The following is an 11,898-nucleotide window of genomic DNA, read 5'->3' on the forward strand; positions in this document are numbered from 1 at the left end:
AATGAATCCGTTCCGTGCTCACACTCAGTATGTACAGGCACAGGATGCCGCCCGGCAGGGCGGCAGTAAAGCCAGTATGACGGGTTATAACCAGATGCTGTTACAGCTGACAGAACACCGCAGGCGCCTTAAAACAGTCCAGTCAAATGAGCGCAAGGCTCAGCTCAAACGTGAGTTTCTTCCCGCTTATGCCTCATGGATTGCCGGTTTACTGGATGCTGACGCGTCAGGCCAGGACGACGTGGCGATGTACGTCATGATCTGGCGCATTGATGCCGGAGACTATACCGGCGCGCTGGACATTGCCCGCCATGCCATTAAACACAGCTGGGTCCTGCCGCAACGCTTCAACCGGACCTGCGGGACCGCAGTTGCGGAAGAGTTTGCCGACGCGGCAATGCGTGCTTTTTCTGCCGGTGAATCATTCAGTGCCGCCATTCTTACCCAGGTGCTCGATATCGTTGAAGGTCAGGATATGCCGGATCAGTCCCGCGCCCGACTCCATAAGGCGATGGGCTATGCGCTGCGGGATAACGATCAGGCAGTGGCAGCACTTAATCATCTGAAGCGTGCCCTGCAACTGGATAACAGTTCTGGCGTCAAAACCGAAATCAACAAGCTTGAAAGCCGATTGCGACAGGCAATGTCGGCTTAACGAATCGTGCCAACGCGCGGGGCGGCACGGGGTGGCGACAGGCTTTATGCCGCGTCAAAACCCCGTCCACCGCCCAACTATTTGGGAGTGCCAGAAATATGCAATTCGTTTCGCCGGAACAGGCCGGGGAAAGTACCCAGGACGTTATTAAAAACACCAGTTTCTGGCCTGATGTCAGGGTTTCAGAGTTCCGCCGTGATATGCGCATGGATGGGAGTGTCACCGATCCGCGCCTGCGTCTGGCGTTGCTGACAGCGATTGCTGAAGTTAACGCCGATCTTTATGAGTTCCGCGAGAAACAACGGGCGCAGGGGTATGCAAGCCTGGCCGACGTCCCTGCTGATGTGATCGACGGCGAAAGCCAGCGGCTCATGCTGTATCGCCGTGCGGTGTTTTGCTGGGCAAAAGCAAACCTGGTTGAGCGCTATCGCGATTTTGACGCAACCGGTGACGGAAGCAAGAAAGCCGAAGATATCGAAACAACCTTAGGCGAGCTGTGGCGCGATGTGCGCTGGGCGGAGTCCCGCCTGCGCGATATGCCACATATGACGGTGGAGCTGATTTGATGAAAGTGCGTGCGCATCAGTATGACACGGTGGACGCACTCTGCTGGCGCCATTACGGGCGCACGCAGGGAGTCACTGAGCAGGTGCTGCAGGCGAATCCGGGGCTGGCTGAATATGGCCCCTTTTTACCGCACGGGCTGCAGGTGGAGCTGCCGGATATCACGGCATCAACCACTGCGCAGACTGTCCAGTTATGGGACTGAACTATGACGCTTGAACGAATCAGCGCCTTTATCACTTACTGCGTTGCCCTGCTTCTGGCATGGCTCGGCGATTTGTCTCTTAAAGATGTATCGACTATCACCGGTCTTGCGCTGGGCATTATTACTGCAGCGGTGACCTGTTATTTACGCTGGAAAGCCTACCAGCTGCTGCGGGACGGCAGAATATCCAGGGGGGAATATGAGTCCTTCAATCGTTAAGCGTTGCCTGGTCGGCGCGGTGCTGGCGATTGCCGCCACGCTGCCGGGTTTTCAGTCGCTTCATACCTCCGTCGAGGGGCTGAAACTGATTGCTGATTTCGAAGGGTGCCGCCTGCAGCCATACCAGTGTAGCGCCGGGGTCTGGACTGACGGGATCGGCAATACGTCCGGGGTAGTGCCGGGCAAAACCATAACGGAGCGACAGGCTGCGCAGGGGCTGATTAATAACGTGTTGCTGACGGAAAAAAGGATTGAAGCCTGCCTGCAGGTTAAGCCACCTCAGCATGTTTACGATGCCCTGATCAGCATCGGTTTCAATGTCGGAACGGGGGCAATCTGCCGGTCAACAATGGTTTCTTACATCAATCGCCAGCAATGGTGGCAGGCGTGCAACCAGCTCCCCCGCTGGGTTTATGTAAATGGTCAACGGAATAAAGGGCTTGAAAACCGGCGCGCCCGTGAGCTTGCCTGGTGTCTTAAAGGGGCAGGGGCATGACGCGCGCGCTGGCGGTGATCCTGGCTCTGGTGCTGGCACTGCTGGGCTGGCAGTCATGGCGGCTTAACAATGCCGGTCACACCATCGGGACGCAGGCAGAGGCGCTTAAAAAGAACAAGCAGGAGCTGGCGAAGAAAAACAGCCAGCTCATCAGCCTGTCCATTCTTACCGAAACCAACAGCCGGGCTCAGATGCAACTTTATGCTGCAGCGGAGGAGATTTCCGCGCTGTTGCGGAGTCGCCAGCGCCGGATCGAGGAGCTAAAACGTGAAAACGAGGATTTACGCCGCTGGGCTGACATTCCTTTGCCTGCTGACATTATCCGGCTGCGGGACCGCCCGGCCCTCGCCGGAGGTGCAGCTTACCGTGAGTGGTTGTCCAAAAGTGACGCAGTGCCGCCTGGACAGGTCAGCGCCGCGCAGTAATGGGGATCTGAATCAGGTGCTGGATGAGACTGAGGCCGCCTGGGCGGCATGTGCCGACAAAGTGGACACGATCATTGCATGTCAGGAGCGAGACAGTGAACAAGCCGCAATCCTTACGCAACGCCCTGAATAAATCGGTGGCGTATGTCCGTGACAACCCGGACAAACTGCACCTTTTTGTTGATAACGGTTCACTGGTTGCAACCGGCGCCCGTTCAATGTCATGGGAATACCGCTACACCCTGAACGTGGTGATTGAAGATTTTAGCGGCAACCAGAATTTAGTGATGGCGCCCGTGCTGCTCTGGTTAATGACCAATCAACCGGACGCTATTAACAACCCGGATCTGCGCGAAAAACTTTTTACCTTTGACGTCGATATCCTGAGCAACGATCTGTGTGATATCAGCCTCAATCTGCAGCTCACGGAGCGCGTGATTGTCAGCACAGACGGCACCGTATCGAGCGTTGAAGCGGTGCCGGAACCCGACGTACCAGAAGAAATGTGGACGGTGAAACGTGGATGACCTGCAGAGGGTGGATGACTGGCTGGCGGCCCTGCTGGCGAATCTGGAAGCGGCAGCCCGCAACCGTATGATGCGACAACTGGCGCAGGAGCTGCGCCGGTCGCAACAGCAAAATATCAGGCTGCAGCGCAATCCAGACGGCACCACCTTTGAGCCACGCCGGGTGACGGCCAGAAGTAAAAAGGGGCGCATCAAGCGCCAGATGTTCGCCAAATTGCGCACCACAAAATACCTGAAAACCGCCGCCAGTGCGGACTCCGCCAGCGTGCAGTTTGATGGCAAGGTGCAGCGCATTGCCCGTGTTCACCATTATGGTCTGCGGGATCGCGTCAGCCGAAAAGGCCCGGCGGTCCGCTACGCAGAGCGCCGCCTGTTGGGCGTGAATGATGAGGTGGAAACCATCACCCGTGACACTCTGCTGCGCTGGCTGGTTAGGCTTTAGTTCATGTTAGGTATTGATAACTTTTCTCTGCTTCTGATTTATTGAATAAGGTGATTTTTGCGTTTATATATAAATCAATAAACATGGCTGTGCCAAGCATGAAGAAAAATAGAAGAGATAAATAAGCTATAGGAATCATAACCATTAGACCGAGAGAGTTTTTATTGGCTGCTACACCTAATTCTTCTCGCCTTTTGGGATCTAGCATGTAACCGCAAATGAATTCAATGGTTTTGGGCTTTATTGATGTGATTTTATCTAATGCCTTTTGGTTAAGGCAGGTGTCAGGAGATATATTCCATTTTGGACTATTTGGCTTGTTTCTTGCTTCATCCTGTCTAATCCATAACGAATCACCTGTTTCTTTATATTTAAAATCGATCCACTGTACTGGTCCTTGAATAACAAGTTTCGTGAATTGATAAAAACCAACAGCGGATAGGGCTATGACTATAGAACCAAATATTGTGAGAAATATTTTATTGTTCTTAGTGTGCGGTTTAGTGTTTCGTTTGTACTTGCAAAAACTAAGCCTGATAACTGGTTTTGGGATGCCGATTTTGGACACCAAAAAATCTTCTTCTGGATGGGACTTATTTAGCCATGCCCAAAAAGAGGATACTCCACCCGCAAGCCATTTAAATATTAGTCCACCTATAGCTGTGGCTAAGAATGCATTTATTTTATCAAACTCCATTCCAAGTTCCCTCACAGTTTAATGTCCATGAGTATTTGTATCAAAGACCAGACAATGAAGCATTGTTTTTAAAAAATGACATCACATGCAATCTGACAACATGAACGCACAACTGACCGAAATCATGCGTCTTATCACCAACCTGATCCGCACCGGCACCGTGACCGAAGTGGACCGGGAAAACTGGCTGTGCCGGGTGAGAGTGGGCGAGCTTGAAACCAACTGGATTAACTGGCTGACGCTGCGTGCCGGTGGTGCCCGTACATGGTGGTGTCCGTCGCCAGATGAGCAGGTGGTGCTGCTGAGCATGGGCGGCAATCTGGAAACTGCTTTTGCGTTGCCTGCCATCTACTCCAATCAGTTTGCGCCGCCCTCGGATTCCGTGGACGGTTGCGTGACGGAGTACCCGGACGGGGGCTGGTTTGAGTATGAACCCGCCACCGGGCGGTGGCACGTCCGGGGTATTAAATCCATGGTGATCGAGGCGGCAGATAACATAACCCTGAAAACGGGGGAGTTTGTGGTGGAAGCAAGTAACACGCGCATAAACAGCGAGGTGGTGATCAATGGTGGCGTCACCCAGGGCGGCGGCGCCATGAGTTCTAACGGGATCGTAGTCGATAAACACGGTCATACAGGCGTTAAGTCCGGCGGCGATACATCAGGAGGCCCGGTATGACGCTGTATATCGGTATGAATCAGGACAATGGCAAAGCCATTTCTGATGCAGACCATTTGCGGCAGTCGGTCAGGGATATTCTGCTGACTCCCCAGGGAAGCCGTATAGCCCGCCGGGAATATGGTTCCCTGCTGTCAGCATTGATTGACCAGCCCCAGAACCCGGCGCTGCGCCTGCAGATTATGGCGGCTGTTTACGTATCGCTGAGTCGCTGGGAGCCTCGGCTTACGCTGGATTCCATCACCATCAACAGCAGCTTTGACGGCTCCATGGTGGTTGAGCTAACCGGGAAGCGCAATAACGGCGCGCCTGTTTCTCTTTCGGTATCAACAGGAGCAGACAATGGCAGTCATTGACCTTTCCCAGCTCCCCGCGCCGCAAATCGTTGACGTGCCGGACTTTGAATCCCTGCTGGCTGAGCGTAAGGCCGCCTTTGTGGCCCTGTATCCGGCAAACGAACAGGACGCGGTGCGGCGCACGCTTGAGCTGGAATCTGAACCCATCACCAAACAACTGCAGGAAAACACGTACCGGGAAATCCTGCTGCGCCAGCGTATCAATGAGGCGGCACAGGCGGTCATGGTGGCTTATGCCATGGGCGGAGATCTCGATCAGATGGCGGCCAACTACAACGTGAAGCGGCTGACAGTTACACCTGCCGATAACGACGCGGTGCCTCCGGTCGCAGCGGTAATGGAAAGTGACGAGGCGTTGCGCCTGCGTGTTCCTGCTGCATTTGAGGGGCTGTCCGTTGCGGGACCAACGGCGGCTTATGAGTTTCACGCTAAAAGCACGGACGGGCGAGTAGCTGACGCCAGCGCAACCAGCCCTGCACCGGCGGAGGTGGTGCTTACCGTACTGAGCCGTGAGGGCGACGGAACAGCGGCGGCGGACCTGCTGGCGGTGGTTGAACAGGCGCTTAACAGTGAGAACGTGCGGCCGGTTGCTGACCGTCTGACGGTGCGCAGCGCTGAAATTATTCCGTACAGCGTGGATGCAACGATCTTTCTTTACCCGGGGCCAGAAGCTGAGCCGGTGATGGAGGCGGCAAAGGCCAGCCTGCAGAAATATATCGCCAGCCAGACGAGGCTGGGGCGCGATATCCGCCGCAGTGCTATTTATGCCGCGCTGCATGTGGAAGGTGTGCAGCGTGTTGAACTGGCCTCGCCGCTCGCTGATGTGGTGCTGGATAAGACACAAGCCGCTTCATGTACGGAATGGAGCGTAACCAACGGGGGGACGGATGAATAGTCTGCTTCCTCCTGGTTCATCGCCGCTTGAGCGCCGCCTGGCGCAGACCTGCAGCGGAATTTCCGATCTGCCGGTGCCGCTGCGCGATTTATGGAATCCGGCAACATGCCCGGTCAAGTTTCTGCCGTATCTGGCGTGGGCCTTTTCGGTTGATCGCTGGGACGAAGGATGGGCGGAGAGCGTGAAGCGCCGCGTGGTGCAGGATGCGTTCTATATCCATCAGCACAAGGGCACAACCAGCGCTGTGCGGCGTGTGGTGGAGCCGTTCGGCTTTCTGATCCGCATCATTGAATGGTGGCAGACCGGTGAGGCGCCGGGCACGTTTCGCCTGGATATTGGGGTGCAGGACCAGGGCATAACAGAGGAAACCTATCTGGAGCTGGAGCGCCTCATCGGTGACGCCAAACCCTGCAGCAGGCATCTGATCGGCATGTCCATAAATCTGCAGACGAGCGGGCCATATTTCGTGGGGGCTGCCACCTATAGCGGCGAAGAAATCACGATTTACCCGTATATCAACGAAACCATCATTTCCGGCGGTTCTGCCTACGAGGGCGGCGCCGTCCATGTTATTGACACAATGAGAGTGAACCCATGAGCGCAAAATTTTATACCCTGCTGACGGATATCGGCGCGGCGAAACTGGCAAATGCCGCCGCGCTCGGTGTTCCGCTGAAAATTACACAGATGGCGGTGGGGGATGGCGGCGGCGTGCTGCCAACGCCAAACGCACAACAGACAAAGCTGGTCGGTGAAAAACGCCGTGCAGCTCTGAATATGCTGTATATCGATCCGCAGAACAGCAGCCAGGTGATCGCTGAGCAGGTGATACCCGAAACAGAGGGCGGTTGGTGGATTCGTGAAGTTGGGTTGTTTGATGAAACCGGAGCGCTGATTGCTGTCGGTAACTGCCCGGAGAGCTACAAGCCGCAGCTGGCAGAGGGTAGCGGGCGCACGCAGACAGTGCGCATGGTGTTAATTACCAGCAGCACCGATAATATTACGCTGAAAATTGATCCTTCCGTGGTGCTCGCTACCCGTAAATACGTGGATGATAAGGTGCTGGAGCTTAAGGTGTATGTGGATGAGCTTATGGCGGCACATCTTGCGGCCGCTGATCCGCATACGCAATATGCACAAAAAGCCAGCCCGACGTTTACCGGCACCCCAAAAGCCCCGACGGCGGCAGCTGGTAACAATTCCACTCAGCTTGCCAATACTGCTTTTGTGCAGGCCGCTATTGCAGGGCTTGTTGGTTCCTCACCTGCAGCGCTTGATACATTGAACGAACTGGCGGCGGCGTTAGGTAATGACCCGAACTTTGCCACTACCATGGCAAATGCGCTTGCGGGAAAGATGGATAAATCAGCCAACGGCGCTGATATCGCTGATGTTCCTGCTTTTGTAAAAAATCTTCGCCTTGGGGAGGGGAGTGCGCTACCTGTCGGGGTCCCTGTTCCATGGCCAGCAGCAACACCGCCAGAAGGTTGGTTAAAATGTAATGGAGCATCATTCAGTTCTTCGCAATATCCAAAACTGGCGCAAGTTTATCCTTCTTTAAAATTACCGGATCTACGCGGCGAATTTATTCGTGGTTGGGATGATGGGCGCGGAGTTGATAATGCTAGGCAGTTATTGAGCTCACAAACAGATGCAATGCAGCCAATAGTAGGTGAGGTTGGCTATGGTGGCAATGGGATGTTTACGTATGTAGATGGGGCTTTCTCAGGAATCAAACGGTCAGGTTCTGATGGACTAGTTACTGTGAATAGTGATTTAGCCCAATTTAGTCGCGCTAGGTTGGATTCGAGCACCGTGACAAGAACCGCATCTGAAACTCGGCCTCGCAACACTGCATTTAACTACATAGTGAGAGCGGCATAATGAATAAAGCATTACTTAATGAGTACGGAATTGCAACATCAGCGGGAATAGTTACGATTCATAATTTCGATGGCGAAACGGGTGAGTATACCTGCTCATCTGTAGAGTTTTTGGCCGAAGGAGTCGGTATACCTGCTAATTCTTGTATCGATCCTCCTGGTGATTATGAAATAGGTTTCGTTTTTTGTCGTGACTCGAAAAGTAAGGAGTGGGTTAAAATGGAGGACCATAGAGGTGAGCTATATTATCAAAAATACGATGCGAAACCGATTGAAATTCACACTATTGGTGGGGTTGGAGAGGGGGTGACGCCATTGGCTCCAACTTCACCATATGATATATGGGACGGGGAGAAATGGGTTGTTGACATTCAGGCTAAAAACAATGCTCTGGAATGTGCTTTTTTAATGGAGAAAAAATCGGCGATTAGTGAAGCGCTAAATTATATTTCACCATTGCAGAGTGAGCTTCTCTTGGGGGTTCTTTCCGAGGAAGGCAAAGAAAATTTGCAGAATTGGTTGGCCTACATTAATGAGTTAAAGAAAATGACTTTTATTCCTGATGAATCTAAGTCATTTCCTTCTAAACCAGAATGATAGCATAATGAGGAGCTAGCCAACTAATGGCTAGCTTTAGATAGCATATTTTTTTGTACGGCTGAGAAAAATCTATCAACAAAAACAGATATAAATGTAGAGCTTAATACATGGCATGTTACGAAGCTAATTGCAACTGAGCCTGCTAAAATGAAGAGCAAAGATCCATGCTGATTCAAGTAAGAAGACGCGTAGAGTATGAAAAGTCCATGAATTAAATAAATGTTCATGCTTTTCCTGCCAAAGCGTTCTAGGGTTTTACATGTGGGTTTTAAAAAAATTAAAGGCAATACCAAAAATGGCACGGCGATATAATTTATTAATTTGAATATAATGAGCTCTGCTGTTGGAGTTTCAAAGTGAGAAAAAGGGAATGCGCCATATAAAAAGATGGTAGGTGTAAGCTTTGATAGGGCTATCAATGTAAGAATTGAAGTACATAAAGAGAGTATTAATATTTTTCTGTTGTGTGAATTGTTGTGGATGTTTTTTTTAAATATGACTCCTCCCATGATGAAGTAGGGCAGGAAATTAACGGTTCTCATTATGGATAGTGTTTGCGTGCTGAAGTCAATAAATTGAAATCCTAAGCTTAATATTATTGAGATCATGAGTGGGTGGCGCAGAGAGAAAAGGATGGATGCGATCACATGCCAGCATAATAAACTTAAGAGAAACCACATTATCCAATATGGTGCACCAATTTTAAGATATCCGGAAATATCACCAGTTAAAAAGAAGTTGATTATTTCATATATAATGTTGAATGTTATTAATGGTATTAATATCTGCTTGGTTAGTTTGTACGGTTCAAGATTGTTTCGGCCTTTGCCCAGGAAGCCAGAGATTAATGCAAAGGCTGGCATGTGAAATGTATAAATGAAATTATAAATATTTTTCACTTGTCCTTGTTCAGCGCTTCCACCAAGTAGGTGCGCCATAACCACCAAAAAAATCAATGCTCCTTTGAGAGTATCAATAGTGTTGTTACGATGATCAGTTTGTAATACCACGGAGAATCCTTCAGTTCATCTAACTGGTTGGTTGAGATAGTATCTGGGATAAAGGTTAAATTAAAGGTATTAAATTAACGTCATGGAATTGTGCTGTTCATCAAACAATGTCCGTAACGTGACCTGATACGGTTTGGTTTCCATAGTAGGCATTATCCCTTTAAACCGGAGAGAATGCCTTATGGCTCAGGATTATCACCACGGTGTGCGCGTCGTTGAGGTCAACGATGGCACCCGCCCTATTTCAACAGTAAGCACGGCAATTGTCGGTATGGTCTGTACCGGAGATGATGCAGATGCGTCCGTGTTCCCCCTCAATAAACCGGTCCTGCTTACCGACGTGCTGACCGCCAGCGGTAAAGCGGGCGAGTCCGGCACGCTGGCCCGTTCGCTGGATGCCATTGCCGACCAGGCTAAACCCGTAACCGTCGTTGTGCGCGTTGCGCAGGGTGAAACCGAAGCGGAGACAACCTCCAACATTATCGGCGGCGTGACAGCTGACGGTAAAAAAACGGGCATGAAAGCGCTGTTATCTGCGCAGTCCCAGCTCGGCGTTAAGCCGCGCATTCTTGGCGTGCCGGGGCATGACACGCAGGCGGTAGCTACTGAGCTGCTGAGCGTGGCGCAGAGTCTGCGCGGGTTTGCTTATCTGTCCGCCTACGGCTGCAAAACAGTGGAAGAGGCTATTGCCTATCGCGCTAATTTCAGCCAGCGCGAGGGGATGCTGATCTGGCCTGATTTCATCAGTTTTGACACCGTGCTGAATGCTGACGCAACGGCTTACGCCTCGGCCCGTGCGCTTGGTCTGCGTGCCAAAATTGACGAGCAGACCGGCTGGCATAAATCCCTGTCCAACGTGGGCGTGAACGGCGTCACCGGCATTTCTGCCGATGTGTTCTGGGATTTGCAGGACCAGGCAACCGATGCGGGGCTGCTGAACCAGAACGATGTCACCACGCTGATCCGCAAAGACGGTTTCCGCTTCTGGGGCTCCCGCTGCCTCAGTGACGATCCTCTGTTTGCCTTTGAAAACTACACCCGAACCGCGCAGGTACTGGCTGACACCATCGCCGAAGCGCACATGTGGGCGGTTGATGGCGTGCTTAACCCGTCGCTGGCCCGCGACATTATCGAAGGTATTCGCGCCAAACTGCGCAACCTGAAAACGCAGGGCTACATCATCGGCGCCGACTGCTGGCTGGATGAGTCCGTAAACGATAAAGATTCCCTGAAAGCCGGGAAGCTCACTATCGATTACGACTATACGCCGGTACCGCCACTGGAAAACCTGATGCTGCGCCAGCGCATCACCGATCAGTATCTGCTGGATTTCTCCAGCCAGGTCAGCGCGTAAGGGGACAATATGGCTTTACCACGCAAGTTAAAACACCTGAACCTTTTTAACGACGGGAATAACTATCAGGGGATCGTTGAGTCCCTGACCCTGCCTAAATTCACCCGCAAGTTTGAAAAGTATCGCGGCGGCGGAATGCCCGGTTCGGCTGATGTTGATCTGGGGCTGGATGATGGCGCGCTGGACACGGAATTTTCAATCGGTGGCACCGAACTGCTGTTATTCAAGCAGATGGGTAAAGCCACCGTTGACGGCATCCAGCTGCGTTTCACTGGCTCCATTCAGCGTGACGATACCGGCGAAGTGCAGGCCGTTGAGCTGGTTGTGCGCGGTCGACATAAAGAAGTCGATTCCGGCGAATGGAAAACCGGCGAGAGCAACACAACAAAAGTCAGCAGCGTCAACAGCTACGCGAAGCTGACCATCAACGGCGAGGTGCTCTACGAGGTTGATGTGATCAACATGATTGAAATCGTTGATGGCGTGGATCTGATGGAAGAGCACCGCAACGCCCTGGGCCTCTGATCTACTTTAAAGGCGCGGGCAGCCGCGCCAGTACCTATTAACAGGAAATGACGATGAGCGAACAACTGACTGAAAAAACCGTACAGCTGGACACCCCAATCAAACGCGGTAAAACAGAAATTGCCGAAATTGTGCTGCGTAAGCCGCAGTCTGGCGCGCTGCGAGGCACCCGCCTACAGGCGATCATGGATATGGACGTCGGCGCGATGATGACGATTATTCCCCGCATCTCCACGCCAGCGCTGACCGCTCAGGAAATGGCTGAAATGGACCCAGCCGATCTCACCGCGCTGTCGGTTGAGGTGGTCACTTTTTTGTTGAAGAAATCGGTGCTTGCCGGTTTGCCGACAGCCTGACGGTAGAAGA

The 11,898-nt window shown here is 52.3% G+C and carries 20 protein-coding genes; 18 read left to right on the forward strand and 2 right to left on the reverse strand.

Features of this window, described 5'->3' with window-relative positions; genetic code table 11:
- Position 1: 1 nt before the first annotated feature.
- The 9 genes from gpM to USH94_RS02365 all read left to right on the forward strand — a co-directional run bounded on the left by gpM (position 2) and on the right by USH94_RS02365 (position 3,533).
- Positions 2 to 655, forward strand: coding sequence for a phage terminase small subunit (gene gpM / locus USH94_RS02325; RefSeq protein ID WP_111963321.1), 654 nt, complete (start codon positions 2 to 4; stop codon positions 653 to 655).
- 98 nt (positions 656 to 753) lie between these two features.
- On the forward strand, positions 754 to 1,221 hold the full coding sequence (locus USH94_RS02330) for a head completion/stabilization protein (RefSeq protein WP_014884903.1): 468 nt from the start codon (positions 754 to 756) through the stop codon (positions 1,219 to 1,221).
- A complete protein-coding gene (locus USH94_RS02335; protein ID WP_000868184.1) occupies positions 1,221 to 1,424 on the forward strand; it encodes a tail protein X in 204 nt (67 codons plus the stop codon). Before USH94_RS02330 ends, USH94_RS02335 begins: the two co-directional genes overlap by 1 nt.
- A gap of 3 nt (positions 1,425 to 1,427) precedes the next feature.
- Positions 1,428 to 1,643 (forward strand): hypothetical protein, encoded by a 216-nt coding sequence (locus tag USH94_RS02340; protein ID WP_014884902.1) that lies wholly within the window; start codon positions 1,428 to 1,430, stop codon positions 1,641 to 1,643.
- The gene (locus USH94_RS02345) at positions 1,624 to 2,139 is read left to right on the forward strand and encodes a lysozyme (RefSeq protein WP_014884901.1); all 516 of its coding nucleotides are present in this window, start codon (positions 1,624 to 1,626) and stop codon (positions 2,137 to 2,139) included. Before USH94_RS02340 ends, USH94_RS02345 begins: the two co-directional genes overlap by 20 nt.
- Positions 2,136 to 2,564: an Rz-like lysis system protein LysB gene (lysB, locus tag USH94_RS02350; RefSeq protein WP_111963320.1), complete on the forward strand. Its 429-nt coding sequence runs from the start codon at positions 2,136 to 2,138 to the stop codon at positions 2,562 to 2,564. The genes USH94_RS02345 and lysB overlap by 4 nt, the downstream gene beginning before the upstream one ends.
- Positions 2,449 to 2,697, forward strand: a complete 249-nt coding sequence (gene lysC, locus USH94_RS02355) for an Rz1-like lysis system protein LysC (RefSeq protein WP_258525014.1) — start codon at positions 2,449 to 2,451, stop codon at positions 2,695 to 2,697. Before lysB ends, lysC begins: the two co-directional genes overlap by 116 nt.
- The gene (locus USH94_RS02360) at positions 2,660 to 3,091 is read left to right on the forward strand and encodes a phage tail protein (RefSeq protein ID WP_111963318.1); all 432 of its coding nucleotides are present in this window, start codon (positions 2,660 to 2,662) and stop codon (positions 3,089 to 3,091) included. The genes lysC and USH94_RS02360 overlap by 38 nt, the downstream gene beginning before the upstream one ends.
- Positions 3,084 to 3,533 (forward strand): phage virion morphogenesis protein, encoded by a 450-nt coding sequence (locus USH94_RS02365; protein ID WP_111963317.1) that lies wholly within the window; start codon positions 3,084 to 3,086, stop codon positions 3,531 to 3,533. The genes USH94_RS02360 and USH94_RS02365 overlap by 8 nt, the downstream gene beginning before the upstream one ends.
- Before the next feature lies 1 nt (position 3,534).
- Here USH94_RS02365 and USH94_RS02370 read toward each other — a convergent pair whose 3' ends face one another.
- Positions 3,535 to 4,230: a DUF6216 family protein gene (locus USH94_RS02370; RefSeq protein ID WP_111963316.1), complete on the reverse strand. Its 696-nt coding sequence runs from the start codon at positions 4,228 to 4,230 to the stop codon at positions 3,535 to 3,537.
- Between the two features lie 100 nt (positions 4,231 to 4,330).
- On the opposite strand from USH94_RS02370, the gene USH94_RS02375 reads away from it, so the two are divergent.
- The 6 genes from USH94_RS02375 to USH94_RS02400 are packed head-to-tail and all read left to right on the forward strand — an operon-like array spanning position 4,331 to position 8,640.
- Positions 4,331 to 4,909, forward strand: a complete 579-nt coding sequence (locus USH94_RS02375; protein ID WP_111963347.1) for a phage baseplate assembly protein V — start codon at positions 4,331 to 4,333, stop codon at positions 4,907 to 4,909.
- Positions 4,906 to 5,265 carry a GPW/gp25 family protein gene (locus tag USH94_RS02380; protein ID WP_029741006.1) on the forward strand — a complete coding sequence of 120 codons (360 nt, stop codon included), beginning with the start codon at positions 4,906 to 4,908 and terminating at the stop codon, positions 5,263 to 5,265. The genes USH94_RS02375 and USH94_RS02380 overlap by 4 nt, the downstream gene beginning before the upstream one ends.
- Positions 5,252 to 6,160 carry a baseplate assembly protein gene (locus tag USH94_RS02385; protein ID WP_111963315.1) on the forward strand — a complete coding sequence of 303 codons (909 nt, stop codon included), beginning with the start codon at positions 5,252 to 5,254 and terminating at the stop codon, positions 6,158 to 6,160. Before USH94_RS02380 ends, USH94_RS02385 begins: the two co-directional genes overlap by 14 nt.
- The gene (locus tag USH94_RS02390) at positions 6,153 to 6,758 is read left to right on the forward strand and encodes a phage tail protein I (RefSeq protein ID WP_111963314.1); all 606 of its coding nucleotides are present in this window, start codon (positions 6,153 to 6,155) and stop codon (positions 6,756 to 6,758) included. The genes USH94_RS02385 and USH94_RS02390 overlap by 8 nt, the downstream gene beginning before the upstream one ends.
- Positions 6,755 to 8,044, forward strand: coding sequence for a phage tail protein (locus USH94_RS02395; RefSeq protein ID WP_111963313.1), 1,290 nt, complete (start codon positions 6,755 to 6,757; stop codon positions 8,042 to 8,044). The genes USH94_RS02390 and USH94_RS02395 overlap by 4 nt, the downstream gene beginning before the upstream one ends.
- Positions 8,044 to 8,640, forward strand: coding sequence for a tail fiber assembly protein (locus USH94_RS02400; protein ID WP_111963312.1), 597 nt, complete (start codon positions 8,044 to 8,046; stop codon positions 8,638 to 8,640). Before USH94_RS02395 ends, USH94_RS02400 begins: the two co-directional genes overlap by 1 nt.
- 23 nt (positions 8,641 to 8,663) lie before the next feature.
- On the opposite strand, the gene USH94_RS02405 is transcribed toward USH94_RS02400, so the two are convergent.
- A complete protein-coding gene (locus USH94_RS02405; RefSeq protein ID WP_111963311.1) occupies positions 8,664 to 9,653 on the reverse strand; it encodes an acyltransferase family protein in 990 nt (329 codons plus the stop codon).
- 181 nt (positions 9,654 to 9,834) lie between these two features.
- On the opposite strand from USH94_RS02405, the gene USH94_RS02410 reads away from it, so the two are divergent.
- From USH94_RS02410 to USH94_RS02420, 3 genes are read left to right on the forward strand one after another with little or no spacing between them, the layout of a single operon-like run.
- On the forward strand, positions 9,835 to 11,007 hold the full coding sequence (locus tag USH94_RS02410) for a phage tail sheath protein (protein ID WP_111963310.1): 1,173 nt from the start codon (positions 9,835 to 9,837) through the stop codon (positions 11,005 to 11,007).
- A gap of 9 nt (positions 11,008 to 11,016) precedes the next feature.
- On the forward strand, positions 11,017 to 11,532 hold the full coding sequence (locus tag USH94_RS02415) for a phage major tail tube protein (RefSeq protein ID WP_111963309.1): 516 nt from the start codon (positions 11,017 to 11,019) through the stop codon (positions 11,530 to 11,532).
- A gap of 53 nt (positions 11,533 to 11,585) precedes the next feature.
- Entirely contained in the window at positions 11,586 to 11,888 is a 303-nt protein-coding gene (locus USH94_RS02420; RefSeq protein WP_007848877.1) for a phage tail assembly protein, read from the forward strand.
- The last annotated feature ends 10 nt before the right edge of the window (positions 11,889 to 11,898 follow it).

This window comes from Enterobacter sp. 148H3 (genome assembly GCF_034107425.1).
In the GTDB taxonomy this organism is placed as follows: domain Bacteria; phylum Pseudomonadota; class Gammaproteobacteria; order Enterobacterales; family Enterobacteriaceae; genus Enterobacter; species Enterobacter vonholyi.